This is a genomic window from Anaerotruncus sp. DFI.9.16 (assembly GCF_024461615.1).
In the GTDB taxonomy this organism is placed as follows: domain Bacteria; phylum Bacillota; class Clostridia; order Oscillospirales; family Ruminococcaceae; genus Anaerotruncus; species Anaerotruncus massiliensis.
Genome location: NZ_JANFZX010000006.1, coordinates 23,028 through 38,572 on the forward strand (window position 1 = coordinate 23,028; position 15,545 = coordinate 38,572).

General features: G+C 62.7%; 13 protein-coding genes. 3 read left to right on the forward strand and 10 right to left on the reverse strand.

Going from position 1 to position 15,545, the window contains the following annotated elements; translation table 11 throughout:
• Window positions 1-6: 6 nt before the first annotated feature.
• The 7 genes from NE609_RS04475 to NE609_RS04505 all read right to left on the reverse strand — a co-directional run bounded on the left by NE609_RS04475 (window position 7) and on the right by NE609_RS04505 (window position 7,645).
• On the reverse strand, window positions 7-855 hold the full coding sequence (locus tag NE609_RS04475; RefSeq protein ID WP_256151873.1) for a nucleoside phosphorylase: 849 nt from the start codon (window positions 853-855) through the stop codon (window positions 7-9).
• Window positions 856-882: 27 nt separating this feature from the next.
• Window positions 883-1,806: a pseudouridine-5'-phosphate glycosidase gene (locus tag NE609_RS04480; protein WP_370867137.1), complete on the reverse strand. Its 924-nt coding sequence runs from the start codon at window positions 1,804-1,806 to the stop codon at window positions 883-885.
• 15 nt (window positions 1,807-1,821) lie between these two features.
• The gene (locus tag NE609_RS04485; RefSeq protein WP_242970826.1) at window positions 1,822-2,796 is read right to left on the reverse strand and encodes an ABC transporter permease; all 975 of its coding nucleotides are present in this window, start codon (window positions 2,794-2,796) and stop codon (window positions 1,822-1,824) included.
• A complete protein-coding gene (locus NE609_RS04490; protein WP_256151875.1) occupies window positions 2,793-4,298 on the reverse strand; it encodes a sugar ABC transporter ATP-binding protein in 1,506 nt (501 codons plus the stop codon). Before NE609_RS04490 ends, NE609_RS04485 begins: the two co-directional genes overlap by 4 nt.
• A gap of 81 nt (window positions 4,299-4,379) precedes the next feature.
• Window positions 4,380-5,420, reverse strand: a complete 1,041-nt coding sequence (locus NE609_RS04495; protein ID WP_256151876.1) for a sugar ABC transporter substrate-binding protein — start codon at window positions 5,418-5,420, stop codon at window positions 4,380-4,382.
• Between the two features lie 135 nt (window positions 5,421-5,555).
• Entirely contained in the window at window positions 5,556-6,674 is a 1,119-nt protein-coding gene (locus tag NE609_RS04500) for a PfkB family carbohydrate kinase (protein ID WP_101550357.1), read from the reverse strand.
• A 275-nt stretch (window positions 6,675-6,949) separates the two neighbouring features.
• Window positions 6,950-7,645 carry an ATP-binding protein gene (locus NE609_RS04505; RefSeq protein WP_101550355.1) on the reverse strand — a complete coding sequence of 232 codons (696 nt, stop codon included), beginning with the start codon at window positions 7,643-7,645 and terminating at the stop codon, window positions 6,950-6,952.
• A gap of 169 nt (window positions 7,646-7,814) precedes the next feature.
• Between NE609_RS04505 and rhaB the strand changes: the two genes are divergently transcribed.
• Both rhaB and NE609_RS04515 read left to right on the forward strand, forming a co-directional pair.
• A complete protein-coding gene (rhaB, locus tag NE609_RS04510) occupies window positions 7,815-9,227 on the forward strand; it encodes a rhamnulokinase (protein WP_256151877.1) in 1,413 nt (470 codons plus the stop codon).
• Entirely contained in the window at window positions 9,214-10,464 is a 1,251-nt protein-coding gene (locus tag NE609_RS04515; protein ID WP_256151916.1) for an L-rhamnose isomerase, read from the forward strand. Before rhaB ends, NE609_RS04515 begins: the two co-directional genes overlap by 14 nt.
• Window positions 10,465-10,559: 95 nt before the next feature.
• Here the strand turns inward: NE609_RS04515 and NE609_RS04520 are convergent, their stop codons facing one another.
• Together NE609_RS04520 and NE609_RS04525 are read right to left on the reverse strand one after the other, a co-directional pair.
• On the reverse strand, window positions 10,560-11,543 hold the full coding sequence (locus NE609_RS04520) for an AraC family transcriptional regulator (protein WP_121586221.1): 984 nt from the start codon (window positions 11,541-11,543) through the stop codon (window positions 10,560-10,562).
• Window positions 11,544-11,563: 20 nt separating this feature from the next.
• Entirely contained in the window at window positions 11,564-13,078 is a 1,515-nt protein-coding gene (locus NE609_RS04525) for a response regulator (protein WP_256151878.1), read from the reverse strand.
• Between the two features lie 177 nt (window positions 13,079-13,255).
• On the opposite strand from NE609_RS04525, the gene NE609_RS04530 reads away from it, so the two are divergent.
• On the forward strand, window positions 13,256-14,290 hold the full coding sequence (locus NE609_RS04530) for a substrate-binding domain-containing protein (protein ID WP_256151879.1): 1,035 nt from the start codon (window positions 13,256-13,258) through the stop codon (window positions 14,288-14,290).
• Between the two features lie 109 nt (window positions 14,291-14,399).
• On the opposite strand, the gene NE609_RS04535 is transcribed toward NE609_RS04530, so the two are convergent.
• Window positions 14,400-15,449, reverse strand: coding sequence for a substrate-binding domain-containing protein (locus NE609_RS04535; protein WP_158595566.1), 1,050 nt, complete (start codon window positions 15,447-15,449; stop codon window positions 14,400-14,402).
• Between the last annotated feature and the right edge of the window lie 96 nt (window positions 15,450-15,545).

Here is a 15,545-nt window from a genome sequence, read left to right on the forward strand (position 1 = left end):
GGCGCATCAGCCGCAGTGAGGGCTCCACCATTTCTGCCCGGCCTTTTCCTTCTCCGCGTCGCGCCTGGCGAGGAGCGCAAGCCCCTCCAGACCGACGGCGATCGCGTCGTCGATTCCCTGCGATACGCCGACCTTCTGGGTGATCGAGCTGTTGCAGACCGTGCAGATCGAACCGCCGCGCGCATGGAAGAGCTGGGCAAGGGTCAGGATGGCGGCCGTCTCGCGTTCGACGTTGAGCACACCTGCGTTCACCCAATGCTCGACAACGCCTTCGTTGGGCAGGTACCCCATGACCGGGCGGCCCTGTCCACAGTAGATCGCGTCGTTGGAGCGGGTGATGCCGACATGATAGCGGAGGGAACGGGCCTGCGCCGATTCGATCATCGGCAGCATCAGCTCATAGCTGGCGATGGCGGGGTAGCAGGCGTCGATATATTCCTTGGTGAGGCCCTCGTCGCGGACCGCGCCGGAGGTGATGACAATGTCGCCGACGTTGAGGTCGGGGCGCTGGGTGCCCGAGGTGCCGATGCGCAGGAAGGTGTCCACGCCGCCGTACTGCATGAGGTCCACCATTGCGATCTCGGTGTCCGCGCCGCCGCTGCCGGTGGAACAGACGATGATCTGCGCGTCCTGATAGCAGCCGCTGAGGACGGTGAACATCGAATTGCGGGTGATCTCCCTGACGTTGGTCATCGAGTCGGCGATGACGTCCGCCGCATCCTTGGAAAAGCCCAGCGGATCGCGGACCGCCAGGATCGCATATCTGCCCAGTTTGTCTCCGCGCCTGAGCCCCGTCAGGACCGCTTTCCCATCCACCTCAAAGAGGGGCGGCTCGTTTCGATTGATCTTGCTCATAAGAGTCCTTCCTTTCTATTCCATCGGTTATTTCAGCTTTGCCAGTTCCACCGCGATCTTCGACGCGGCGACTGCGTTGTTGAAGACCAGACGGATATTCGCTTCCAGGCTTTCGCCGCCTGTGATCTTCTGGAGTGAATCGAGCAGGAAGGGGGTGATCTCCTTGCCCTTGACCCCCCGGCGCTCCGCATCCGCGACCGCCTCGTCAATCTTGCCGTTGATGTAGTCCGCGTCCATCGCGTACTGCTCCGGAATGGGATTTGCCACGAGCATGCCGCCGGGGATCTCCATCTTCCGCTTGGCGTAAAAGGAGGCCGCGATCTCGCGCGGCGTATCCAATCGGTAATCGACCCCAAAGCCGCTTTTCCGCGTGTAGAAGGCGGGCATCTCCGAAGTCTGGTAGCCGACAACCGGAACCCCCTTGGTCTCGAGGTATTCGAGGGTGCGGCCGATGTCGAGGATCGACTTGGCCCCGGCGCAGACGACGAGCACCGGCGTCTGCGCCAGTTCCTCGAGATCCGCGGAAATGTCCATCGTGTTCTCCCCGCCGCGGTGCACCCCGCCGACGCCGCCCGTGCAGAAGACGGAAATACCGGCCAGGTGCGCGACGATCATCGTCGCGGCCACCGTGGTGGCGCCGTCCCTGCCAAGTGCGTGCAGGATGGGCAGGTCGCGGCGGCTCGCCTTGATGACCTCCGTCCCCTTTTTGCCGAGGCGGGTGATCTCCTCCTCGCTGAGTCCCGCTTTGAGCTTCCCGCCGATCACCGCAATCGTCGCGGGCACGGCCCCCTGCTCCCGCACGACCCGTTCGACCGCGAGCGCGGTCTCAACATTCTTCGGGTAGGGCATGCCGTGGGAGATGATCGTCGACTCGAGCGCAACGACAGGCTTTCCCGCCGTCAGGGCGGCTTCAACCTCGGGCGAGCACTCCAAAAACTCCTTAGAAAGCAATGTGCGCATCCTCCTTTATTGTTTCGACCCGGAGTGGGACGAACGGAACATGTCCAGCGCGACCGCGCCGACGATGATGAACCCGAGCGCGACCTTCTGCCAGTAGGCGTTGACCTCCATGAGGTTGAGGCCGTTGTTGATCAGGCCCATGATGAGCGCGCCCGCCAGCGTGTTCATGACGCTGCCCTTGCTCGCGCCGCCGACAAAGACGGCTGCCAGCGCCTGCAGGGACAGGTCCGAGCCGGACGACGGCTGTCCCGACGAGAGCCGCGCGGTCAGCAGCAGGCCGCCCATCGCGCTCATGAGACCCGCGATCGCAAAGACGGCGATCTTGGTCCTGTGTACGCTGATGCCCGACAGGTTCGCCGCGGTCGGATTTTCGCCGACGGCCAGCACATTGCGACCAAAGGCGGTGTATTTTAAAACAAACGCGCCGATCAGGAAGACGATCACCAAAATGATCGACGGGACGGGGATCGGGCCGACATAGCCGCGCCCGAAGACCGCGAAGGAATCGGGCAGCCCGGTGATCGGCTGGCTGTTGGTGAGCAGAAGCACGACGCCCGCCAGCGCATACTGCATGCCGAGAGTCGCGATGAACGACTGCACGCGCAGCTTGGTGACGATGAGCCCCATCAGCGCGCCGACGACCGTACCGGCCGCAAGGGAAATGACCATCGCGAGGTAGATGTTCATCCCGGCCCTCATGATCAGCATCGCGCAGCCGCATCCCGCGAGCACCGCCAGCGAGCTCTGGCTCAGGTCGATCTCGCCGCAGAGCACGACATAGGTCGCGCCGAGCGCCACAACGGCGTTTACACAGATCTGCCGCACCACGTTGATCAGGTTCGCGGGAAGCAGGAATTTTTCGTTGGCAAACGCGAGAAGGATGAAGAGAATGATAAAAACCAGCCATACGCCGAGCTTGTTCCAGGCGTAACTCACCATCTTCCCCGCGGTCAGGTTTCTCTTTTGGGCTCCGCCGCTCATGACGCCGTCCCTCCTACCGCATATTCTGTAATCCGCTGCTGGGAAAAGTCCTTCCGTTCCACCATCCCGGCGACCTCGCCCTCCCGCATCACGATGATGCGGTCGCTGATCCCCATGACCTCCTCCATCTCGGAGGAGACCACGATGACGGCCTTGCCTTCCGACGCCAGCCGATTGATGATCTCATAAATTTCCCGTTTGGCCCCTACGTCGATCCCGCGGGTCGGCTCGTCCAGAATGACGATCTCCGAATCGGAAAAGAGCCACTTGGCCACAACCACCTTCTGCTGGTTGCCGCCGCTGAGGTAGACGACCCGTTGGTTGATCGACGGGGTGGCGATGTGCAGGCTCTTCACATAGTCCTCCGAGACCTGCTGCTCCTTCTTCATGTTGAGCATCCGCATCCGCTGGATTTTGCGGATGGCAACCAGCGTGATGTTGAACCGCACCGGCAGCGAAAGCAGCAGCCCCTCCCCCTTGCGGTCCTCGGTGACAAAGCCGATCCGGGACCGGATGCCGTCCCGTGTGGTGGCCACAGCCGCCTCGCGGCCGTTGATGAGGATCCTGCCCGATCTGCGTTTGTCCGCCCCGAAGATGAGGCGCATCGTCTCGGTGCGTCCCGAGCCGACCAGCCCGGCGAAGCCGACGACTTCCCCGTGGCGCACCTCGAAGGAGACGTCCCTGACCCGTCTTCCGTCCGAGAGGTGTTCCACCTTGAGACAGACCTCCCCGATCTCCGCATTCCGCGCGGGGAACTGCTGGGTGAGTTCCCGTCCGATCATCATCGCGATCAGTTCGTCCTTGGTGGTCTCCTTCACCTCACGCGTGCCGATGTAGCAGCCGTCGCGCAGGACGGTCAGCCGGTCGGCCACCCGGAAGATTTCCTCCAGCCGGTGGGTGATGAAGATCACCGCGACCCCCTGCTCCTTCAGCGTCCCGATGATCGAAAACAGGATTTCCGTCTCCCGTGAGGTGAGCGAGGAGGTCGGCTCGTCCATGATGACGACCTTCGCGTCGACGCTCACCGCCTTGGCGATCTCCACCATCTGCTGGCGGGCGATGCTCAGTTCGCACACAGGTCTCCGGACATCCTCGTCTATTCCGAGCCGCTGGAAAAGCGCCTGTGCATCGTCAAACATCTTTTTCCACTGGACGATGCCTCGGGATCTCGGCTGGCGGCCGAGGAAGATATTTTCCGCGACCGTCAGGCTGCCCATCAGGTTGAGCTCCTGGTGGATGATCGAAATCCCAATCTTTTCAGCCGCCTTCGGGGTACCGATTTCCACCTCCCGCCCATTAAAAAGGATGGTTCCTCCATCTTTTTTATAGGCGCCCGAAAGGATCTTCATCAGCGTCGATTTGCCCGCGCCGTTCTCCCCGACCAGGGCGTGGACCTCTCCGCGACGGATGGTCAGGTCGACGTCAGCCAGCGCCTTGACGCCCGGGAATTCCTTGCAGACCCCTTTTAATACGAGCACATTCTCGTCGTAATTTTCCTGCATGGCAATGTTCCTTTCCACAGAACCCGCGGGCCCGGAACGGTTGTCCGTCCCGGGGGGCCGCAGGCGAAGGGAGTTTCGCTCTTATTTGCTTCCGAGGATATCCTCCGTGGTCAGCGCGCCCTGTGCGCAGTAAACGCCCGACTCGTAGGGGGTGGATTTTTCAAAGGTCGCCCCGTTATAGAGATAGTCCTCGATATTCTGGATGGTCTGCTGGGCCATGCCGGCGGGAAGCTGCATGACGCTCGCTATGTACTGGGTACCCTTGTCGATCAGCTCGACCTCTTCATCCTCGCAGTCGAAACCGACAATTTTGACCTCGGGTCGGTTGGCCGCGACGCAGGCATCATACGCTCCCAAGCCCCCCTGCGCGTTCGCCGCAAAGACCAGGTCGAGTTCCGGATAGGTCACGAGCGCATCCTCACAGGAGGTCATGTAGCTCTCTCGGGAATCGCCGAGATACTCATTCACCACCTCCACTGTGAGTCCGCCCTCCTCGAGGCCCTTGACAAATCCGTCGGCGCGGTTGCGGCCGTTGGAGGTCGTCGTGGTGAAGGAAATCATTCTGACGGCTTCTTTCCCCGCCTCTTTCATCTGCCCGGCGGCCCAGTATCCGCCATTGTAGCCCGCGTCGAAATCGACGGTCCCGATGTTGGTCACATAGTCCCCATCGGGCGGCAGAGAACCGGTGTCAATCAGGAATACGGGAATGTTTGCCGCCTTGCACTGTTCAAAGACATCCTGCAGCGAATCGCCGTACCAGCTTGCAATCACAAGCGCGTCAATATCCTTGAGGGTGAGGTCGAGGCAGTCGTTGACCGTCTTTTCCACGTCCATACCCGCGTCGGTATAGACATAGTCCCAACCCTTTTCCTTGCAGGCAGCCTCAAATCCATCGAGCATCTTCACGTAGTAGGGGAACGTCAGCGTGATAATGGAAAAACCAATCTTCAGCTGTTTTTCTTCTCCCGGTGCTGTGTCACCCGTCCCATCCGCTGAAACGGCGTCCGCCGGAGCCGACGGCGCCGCGGGCTGTTCCGCCGCTCCCTTCATCGAGCAGCCTGAAAGCGGCATGACCGCCATGACGACTGCCAGCAGCAGCGCGAGCATTTTCTTTCCGTTCATTCCAATCTCTCCTTTTTATTTCACTTCCCCACCCGGGGAATTGACGCGCCCGGAGGGCCCTCCCGGCCGGGCGTTTCACACACATAGATGTCGGGCCTCATCGCCCGTCCACGTATGGCCGGCCCCACTGCCGGCTCAGAGAAAGTACCTGGTTTTCGACGCGGTGATCTTCCGTGTTCCCTGCATCACCTCCAGCATATATTGTTCGCTGAGCTCCTCATTGACGACCGGTTCCCCCGCTGTGCAGATGCTGGCTGCCGCCAGCCCCGCGCAGGCGGATTCCCGAAGGTCCATCCCGCGCATCCGCGCCCACACGAGCGCGGCCATAAAACTGTCCCGCGCGCCCGTCTTGTTGACGACCTCCGCCGGATAGCCGGGAAGCCGCCAGGAACCGGTCTCGTCCGCACAGTACGCTCCCGACGAGAGAGTGATGTAAACATGTCTGACCCCCCGGTTCAGCAGCTGGCTGGCTGTCTCTGCCACATCAGCCTTTTCATCGGGCTCCCGCCCGAGCAGCAGCTGGACTTCCAGCCGGTCCGCTTTGAGCGTATCGATCCGGTCAAGAATTCCGCGTAGCTTGTGCGCCTTGGCGACCGAGATCGTCTCCGCGAAGAGCGGTACGCGGCAGTTGTCCGCCAGAAAGCGAAGGGCGTCCTCGGTGAGGTTTGTGTCCACCACACAGGTGTGCGCCCGGTTGATAACCCCCATACGCTGTGCGAGCAATGCCGGAGTGAGGTAGTCGTAGATATCCATACTTGAGATGCCCACCACCGGATCCCCCCTGTGGTCCACCACCGAAAGATAGGTCGAAGTCGCGGCATTGACGACCGTGATCGCGTCCTTGACGTCGATGCCAAGGTCGCGGCAGTTCTGCCGAAGTTTTTCCGCGTAAAGATCGTCACCGAAGGCGGTCACCAGCTTAACGTCCAGCCCCAGAAGACGCATGCTGTGCGCCTCGTTCCGCCCCACGCCGCCTGCCGTGTGCTCCACCCTGCCCGGGTTGGAATCGTGCGGCACCACCTCCCCGCTGGCATACCCCGCGATATCCATGTTGATACCGCCGACAACTGCCACGTAGGGGCGTTTTTGTACAACATAACCCTTTCCCTGAATCATGCCTTTCTTCATCAGGTTGGAGATATGGACCGAAACGGACGACCGGGTGATCCCCGCGCGGTCGGCAAGCTCCTGCTGGGACATCATCGGGTTTTCCTCGATCCAGGAGAGCAGTTCCCGTTCCCTGTCGGTTACCATCTGTCCCGCCTCCGATCTAAGCGTTTGATTATTCGCATAACCATTTCCTTATATTTTCATTATAACCAGCACCGTAAAACAAGTCAACATTCTTTTCAACAAATTTCGACATTATATTTCGTGAAATTTACTAAATTTTTAGGAACTTTTACCATGAATTGTATATTTTAATCCTGGTTTTCCAATTGCCAGCATGCTTTCCGCCGTTTACCAGCCTAAGCATTGTGCAAAAAAACGGCTCCCGTAATATGCGGGAGCCGTTTTGCTTTACAGAATCAGGTCTCGTCCACAACCTCGCCCGAGGTGGAAATGACCGTCACCTGCCAGGGGATCCATTTCCCGCTGGCCTGCAGGGCGCGCCGGACGGCATTTTCGATCCCGCCGCAGCAGGGCACCTCCATACGCACCACATGGACGCTTTTGACGTCGTTTTCGCGGAGGATTTCCGTCAGCTTGACGGCGTAGTCCCCCTCGTCGAGCTTGGGACAGCCGACGAGCGCCACGCGGTTTTTCAGAAACCGCCGGTGAAAATCCCCGTGGGCAAAGGCGGTGCAATCGGCCGCGACGAGCAGGTGCGCGCCGTCAAAACAGGGCGCGTTCACCGGAACCAGCTTCAGCTGCACCGGCCACTGGCGCAGCTCGCTTGCCGTTTTTGCTTCGGGCACGGGCGTCTCCCGCCGGGGCCGCTCGATCGTTTTGACCTGACTGCCCGGGCAGCCGCAGGGCAGCGGCTTCTCCGCCTTCGCGGCGAGCACCGCCGCATGGTCGTAGGCAGGTGCTTCCCGCTCCTCAAAGGAGATCGCACCCGTCGGACAGGCGGGCAGGCAGTCCCCGAGACCGTCGCAGTAGTCCTCCCGCAGGAGCTTCGCCTTCCCGTCCGCCATGCCGATCGCGCCCTCATGACAGGCGTCCGCGCACAGCCCGCAGCCGTTGCATTTCTCTTCGTCAATCGTGATGATTCTGCGTTTCACTTCCATCATCCTCCCTTTCTGTCCTCAGGATAACGGATTTTTCGGAGGAAGTCTGTTGTTTTTCCAACAGATTGAAAAAAGGACGCATTTTTTCGAAAACCACGACCTTATCCCGTCCGCAGGCGGCCGGTATAATGAAATTGAGAATCCACATCAAAGGAGGGCGCCTATGACAAGCTATTACGCTGCCGTGGATATCGGCGCTTCGAGCGGCCGGCTGATTCTGGGCTGGCTCGAGGACGGAAAGCTCCGCCTGCGGGAGGTCCACCGGTTCCAGAACCGGCTCGTCAAAACCGGCGGCCATCTCTGCTGGGAGATCGACCGGCTCTTTTCCGAAATCGTGGCGGGCCTCAAACGGTGCGGGGAACTCGGGATGCCGCCGCAGAGCGTCGGCGTCGACACCTGGGGCGTCGACTACGTGCTCCTCGACAAGGACGGCGGTCGCATCGGCGACGCGGTCGCCTACCGCGACGGGCGCACCGCCGGAATGGACGCGGAGGTCGCGAAGCTGATCCCCCCGGAGGAGCTCTACGCGCGCACCGGCATCCAGAAGCAGCCCTTCAACACGATCTACCAGCTCGCCGCGCTCAAAAAGGAGCATCCGGAGCAGCTCGAGCAGGCCGCGCGGCTGCTGATGGTGCCCGACTATTTCCACTACCTGCTCTCGGGCGCGATGAAAAACGAGTACACCAACGCAACCACCTCCCAGCTCGTGAACATCGCTTCGCGCGACTGGGACTGGGAGCTGCTCGACCTGATCGGCATCCCCAGGCGGCTGTTCGAGCCGGTGTCGGCGCCGGGAACGCCCGCCGGGAGGCTGCGGCCGGAGCTCCGGGCGCAGGTGGGCTTCGACTGCGAGGTCGTCCTGCCCGCCACCCACGACACCGCCTCCGCGGTCATGTCGGTCCCCTGCCCGGACGGCGACGCGATCTACCTGAGCTCGGGCACCTGGTCGCTGATCGGGATCGAGCGAACGACGCCCGACTGCTCGGAAAAGAGCCGCGGCAAAAACTTTACCAACGAAGGCGGCTACGATTACCGCTACCGCTACCTCAAGAACATCATGGGCCTCTGGATGATCCAGTCGGTCAAACGGGAGCTCGGCGGCAAATACACCTTCGACGACCTGTGCGACATGGCGATCGCCGCCGACCGCTTCACCACCCGGGTGGACGTGAACGCCCCCGAATTCCTCGCGCCCGACTCGATGATCGGCGCGGTGCGCGAGGTCTGCCGCAAAAGCGGCCAGCCCGTCCCGAACGACCCGGGCGAATTGATGAACTGCATCTACCACAGCTTGGCCAAAAGCTACGGCGAGGCGGTGCGGGAGATCGAGACGCTCACCGGGCGCGCCTATGAGGACCTGCACATCGTCGGGGGCGGCACCAAGGACGACTACCTCAACCGCCTGACCCGCCAGTACACCGGCAAACGGGTGCACACTGGTCCGACCGAGGCGACCGTCGTCGGCAACCTGCTCGCGCAGATGCTCCGGGACGGCGTGTTCCCCTCCCTCTCCGAGGCGCGCCGCGCCGTCGCAAATTCATTCGACATCAAGGAAGTGAGGAATTACAATGAGTAACCGTTATCAGGAAGCCAAGGAACGCTACGCAAAGCTCGGCGTCGACACCGAGGAGGCGATCCGCAGGCTGCAAAACGTCTCGCTCTCGATGCACTGCTGGCAGGGAGACGACGTGCGCGGCTTTGAGGACGCCGAGCTCACGGGCGGCATCCAAGCCACCGGCAACTATCCGGGCCGGGCGCGCACCCCCGAGGAGCTGATGGCCGACATCGACGAGGCGCTGCGCCTCATCCCCGGCACCCACCGCATCAACCTGCACGCGAGCTACGCGCTGACCGGCGGAAAGCACGTCCCCAAGAGCGAGCTTCTGCCCGAGCACTTCGCTGGCTGGGTGGAGTTCGCCCGTCAGCGCGGGCTGGGCCTCGACTTCAACCCCACCCTCTTCTCCGACGATATGGTCGTCGACAACCTGACCCTCTCGAGCCCCGACGGGGCGGTGCGCCGCTTCTGGATCGACCACTGCAAGGCCTGCCGCCGCATCGGCGAATACTTCGGCCGCGAGCTCGGAACCACCTGCCTCGTGAACATCTGGATCCCCGACGGCTTCAAGGACGTCCCCGCCGACCGGCTGGGCCCCCGCCGCCGCCTCAAGGAAGCGCTCGACGAGATCTACTCCGAAAAGCTCGACCCCCGGTACATTGCCGACTCGGTCGAAAGCAAGGTGTTCGGCATCGGCGTGGAGAGCTGCACGGTCGGTTCCCACGAGTTCTATATGAATTACGCGGCCAAGAACGGCGTGCTCTGCCTGCTGGACAACGGCCACTTCCACCCCACCGAGATGGTCTCGGATAAGCTCCCCTCGATGCTCCTCTTTTTCGATAAGGTCGCGCTGCACGTGACCCGCCCCGTCCGCTGGGACAGCGACCACGTCGTCCTCTTCGACGACGAGCTGCGGGAGATCGCCAAGGAGATCGTCCGCTGCGACGCGCTCGATCGGGTGATGATCGGGCTCGACTACTTCGACGCGAGCATCAACCGCATCTCCGCCTGGGTGGTCGGGATGCGCAACATGCAGAAGGCCCTGCTCTGCGCCCTGCTGACCCCTCACGGGATGATGCGCGGCTTGCAGGACGCCTCCGATTACACCCGGCTGATGATGCTCGGCGAGGAGCTCAAATTCTACCCCTACGCGGACGTGTGGGCGGAGTTCTGCGAACGCTGCGGCGTGGCCGCCGACGAGGGCTGGTTCTCCGAAATCTCCCGCTATGAAAAGGACGTCCTCCAGGGCCGCAACTGACGGTTTCCCACCATCTTTCTTCCTCCAAATAAAGCGAACGGGGAATCCGCATGGATTCCCCGTTCGCCGTTTCTCCCATTCCCAATTCCATTCCCTCAGACCCGCAGGCGTTCGCCCCGGCTGTGCCCGGCGCGGTATTCCCGCGGGCTGATTTGATATTTCTCCCGGAAAAGCCGGTAGAAATAGCTGCTGTTCTCATACCCCACCGCGTAGACGATGTCGCTGACCGGCAGGGTGGTGTCGCAGAGCAGTTCGAGCGCCACCTGGAACCGCTTGCGCTGCTGCATGTCCTTGAAGGTCGCGCCGAACGTCTGCTTGATGAACCGGCTGAGCCCCGACGGCGACTGGTTGAGCATATCCGCCAGCCCCGCGAGAGTGCCGCCGCGGTAGTGCTCCTCGATGTACTTCATCACCATCGCGGCGATCATGTTTTCATACTGGTTCTCCTCGCTCTCCTCGATGCGGTCGGCGAAGTTTAAAAGCTGCAGGAAGAGCAGCCCCATCGTCGTCTGGTTGATCTCCCGCTCATTGCCCTGGTGGTAGACGAGCGCGTAGACCATGTTTTCCACGAGGTTCTGCACCGGCAGCACCCCCGCCACCTTGAAATGCAGGTACTTGCCGCTGCAGGAGGACTGCCGCAGCACCCCCAGCAGAAACCGCGTGAGCACGTTTTCCCCGCTGATCATCCGGAAGGCGGTGTCGAAGAACTCGGGCAGCACGATGAAGTTGACCCCGATGTCCCCCTCCCCGGTCGGGAGGATCTCATGGTAGGCGTGCTGGTTGAGGAAGAGCAGGTCCCCCTTCCGGAGCACGACCTCCTTCTGTCCGTCGATGATGTGGGTCGTGCTGCCCTCGCACATGTACATGATCTCGATGTAGTTGTGCTTGTGGCGCGGGAACCCGGTGAAGCGGGTGTGGGTGCGTACCCGGATCAGCTCCCCGTTCGCCAGCATCCGGCCGCTCTCGACCGTGAAGCTGTCGCTACCGGTGTAGAGCTTCCGGTCGATGCCCGTGCCGTCGAGGATCTTCTGTTCCTCCGGCGTGACCTCGCGCAGCAGCCGCAGCAGCTCCGCGTCCATCCAACCCCCTCCTTTCAGCGTCAGCCGTCCTCCCCCGCGTCCCGGCCGGGATATTCGGTCGGCCACATGCCCGTCTCCTTTTTAAAGATGCGGGAGAAATAGTACTGGTTCGCATAGCCCACCGCCTGCGCGATCTCCTTGATCAGCATGTCCGGGTGAGCCTTCATCAGCCGGATGGCCATCTCCACCCGGTACTTCGTTAAAAACTCCGACGGGGTCACGCCCCGGTGCCTGCGGAATATTTTACTGATGTAGTTGGGCACGAAGCCGAATTTATTCGCAAGCATCTCGTTTGAGATCGGCTTTTCGTAGTTGTCGATCAGGTACTGCTCCATCTCCGCGACGACCGCCTCCTGGCTCTTCTTGGCCTCGCCGCCGCTCTGGCGCATCCCGAGGAGGATCTCCGACACCCGTCCGCCGAGGGACGCAAAGTCCATGCTCCCGAGCACCGCCTCGCTGAGGCGCGTCTTGACGTCAAGATAGCTCTCCGAGTTGTCCCCGATGCGGCTGTCCCCGATGATCGTCTCGAGCAGGCGCATGAAGTCGAACTGCGTCTGCCCCTCCCGCTCGGACACGGCGAGCATTTCTGCAACCGCGGCGGAAAGCTGCTCCGCGCTGCCCGCGCAGATCGCCTCCACCACCCGGTTGACCGGGAAGCTCGAAAGGGGGATCGCCTTCCCCGGACGCCTGGCGCCGCCCGGCGCGTCCCACAGAAGCTGGGAGGCGCACAGCCGGATCTCCCGGTAGAGCAGGGTGCGCAGGTCGCTGATCGTCTGCGCCACCTCGGAGATCGGCACCGGTTCCACACGCGCCGCGACGGTGATCGGCAGCGGCGTCATTTCCGTCAGCCGGCGGTAGAGCGTTTCGATCGCCGCGCGCGCCGAATCGGGGCTGCGCGTCTCAATCACGACGATCCGCTCGGTCTTGGACTTCCCGGAGAAGGGCAGCACGCTGTCCCGTTCGGGCACGATCGAGCGGAGCAGCTCCTCAAGCCGCACCTCCCGCCAGAACTTCCGCCCCGGCGCCTCGAGGTCGTCGGAGGTCAGCGGCATCGCGCCCGCGTTCACGAGCAGCGTCACGCAGTCGGCCTGCGCGGCGGACGCCTCGCCGTTGCCCTCGATCAGGCCGGAGAGCTGGTCGCGCTTTTTGAGGTAAGCCCTGTTGCGGCAGAGGATCTCCAGCTTGCCCAGCAGGGCGGACATCTTTTCAAACGAGACCGGCTTGAGCAGGTAGTCGAACGCCTGGAAGCGCACCGCCTTCTGCGCGTACTCGAACTCCTGGTAGCCGCTGAGCAGCACGGTGACGACCTCCGGATAGTCCCTCTGGATGTTTTCCAGCAGCTCGAGGCCGTCCATGACGGGCATGCGGATGTCGGTGAACACCACGTCCACCTCCCCGCGCCCGAGGCGCTCGAGCGCCGCCCTGCCGTTAATCTCGGTCCCGACCACCTGAAACGCGTCCGAATAGCGGCAGATCAGCTGTTTGACCGCGCGTGCGATCGGCGGCTCGTCTTCGACGATCAGTACCTTTATCATATCCAGTCCTCCGTCCCTGCTGTCCGGGCACGTCCTCTGCTTCCCATTATATGGCTCCCGCCGCGGGAAAGCAACCTTCCGCCCGCTTGTTGCATCTGCCTTGCGCAAAAGCTATAATAATAACCAGAAAATGAAAGACAGCCTGTTATCCATCGACATCTTAAGGGGGATTTACCAATGAAACTCCGCGCTCTCGGCGCCCTTTTTCTGGCGCTGCTCCTCGGCGGCTGCGGCGCCCCGCCGCAGCCCGCGCCCGAAGCGCCCCTGCCCGTCCCCGAGCCGCCCGTCTACGCCATCATCTCCAAGGAAAAATCCAACCCCTATATGCAGAACATGGCGGACGGGTTTTCCGCCGCCTGCCGGGAGCTCGGCGCCGAGGCGCTCTGCATGGGCCCCGACTCCTATACCGCGCAGGCCCAGATCGACATCATCGACGCGCTGATCGACCGGAAGGTGGACGCGATCGTCATCGCGGCCAACGACTCGGACGAGCTGCAGGACGCCCTCCAGCGCGCGATGGACGAGGGGATCGCGGTTCTCTCGCTCGACTCGGCCGTCAACAGGGAGAGCCGCATGCTCCACATCCAGCAGGCCGACCCCGAAAAGATCGGCCGGGTGCTCATCCAGGCCGCCTGCAAGATGGCGGACGGCGAGGGCAAGGCGGCGGTCCTGTCGGCCACGCGGCAGGCCACCAACCAGAACCTGTGGATCGAATGGATGCAGCGGGAGATCGAGCAGAATCCGTCGGTCTACGCGAAGTTTGAGCTGCTGCCCGTGGCCTACGGGGACGACGAGCCCGAAAAATCCCGTGAGGAGACGCTGCGGCTGCTCGAGGAAAACCCCGATCTCAAGGTGATCATCTCTCCGAGCGTCGTGGGGATGCTCGCCGTGGGCCAGACGCTCCAGGAGGAGGAGTCCCCCGTGCTCTTCACCGGGCTGGGGCTGCCCTCCGAGATCGCCCCCTACATCGAATCGGGAAGCTGCCCGTGGATGTACCTGTGGAACCCCATCGACCTCGGCTATCTCAGCGCCTACGCCGCCGACGGGCTCGCGACCGGCCGGATCACCGGCCGGGAGGGCGACAACCTCACCGCCGGGCGGCTCGGGCTGCGGGTGGTGGTCGACGCGGAGGACGGCGGCACCGAGCTGCTGCTGGGGGACCCGGTCAAGTTCGATCCGGACAACATCGGCGAATGGAAGTCCGTCTACTAGCCGCCCGAAAGAACGGCGGCAGGGGCATCGCGGCACTGGGGCCGGGGGCTTAAACAGGTTCAGGGATGGGGGCGTGAAGCCCCCATCCCTTTTTGTGTTCTGCGAAGAATCAGTCGGCGGTGAGGTCGGTGAGGACCTCGCCGTCCTTGCCGATCATCTGGACGGCTGCGAAGATCTCCTTGTTGGTCGCGTCGTCATAGGAGAGGGAACCGCCGGTGCACAGGGTGTTCGCCAGCTCGACGCCCAGAGCGCCGATGCCCTTCGGGTCCTGCGCGACGGTGCCCTGCATGGTGCCGGCAGCGATCGCTTCCAGCGCGCCCGCGTCACCGTTGAAGCCGAAGAGGAGCACGTCGGAACGGCCCGCTTCCTGGAGCGCTTCCATCGCGCCCAGCGCCATCGGATCGTTGGCGGCGAAGACCGCGGCGATGTCCGGGTTGGCGGCGAGGATGTCCTGCATCGCCTCATAGCCCTTGGTCTGGTCGCTGTCGGCGGTGAGCTCCTGGACCATCGTGTAGCCCGCGTCGTTCATGACGTCCTTGAAGCCCTCGGGGCGGCGCGCGGCGTAGACCGCAGAAGCCTCGCAGCGGATGACGGCGTAGTTCTTGCTGGCGGTGCCCGCCGCTTCAAGCAGCTGGAGGGCGTATTTGCCGGCCATCCGGCCGCCGCCGTACATATCGGAAACGATGATGGCGTCCTTATCGGTGCCGCCGTCGCCGATGTCGCAGATGATGACGGGGATGCTCTTCTGCTTGGCGAGTTCGACGATCGAGCTAAGCGCCTCGGGCTTGCAGGGGGAGATCACGAGCGCGTCGACGCCTTCGTCGTTGATCAGGCGGGTCGCGCCGCTGACCATCTCGGTCTCGTCGTTCTGCTGGTCGTGGAGGATGACCTGGATGCCCATCTCCGCGGCCTTCTCCTCGACGCCGGCGGTCATGCTCTGGAAGAATTCCTGCTGGTTGTCGTAGACCGACCAGCCGAATTTGAGGCCGGCGGTTTCAGCCGGGGTCTCGGCGGGCGCTTCGTCGGCGGGTGCCGCGGGAGCCGCGGGGGCCGCCGTGCTCGGAGCCGGAGCCGTGCCGCTGTCGGACGAGCAGGCCGCGAGGGAAATCGCCATCGCAAAACAGAGTACCAGAGCGAGGATTCGGGTCTTCTTTAACATGAATAATCCATCTCCCAATCTTTTCATTTTGTTTTCTCGGTTGATTTCTGCGGATGAACAGGTCACGCCGGGCACGCATCCCTCCTTCTTGGTGAA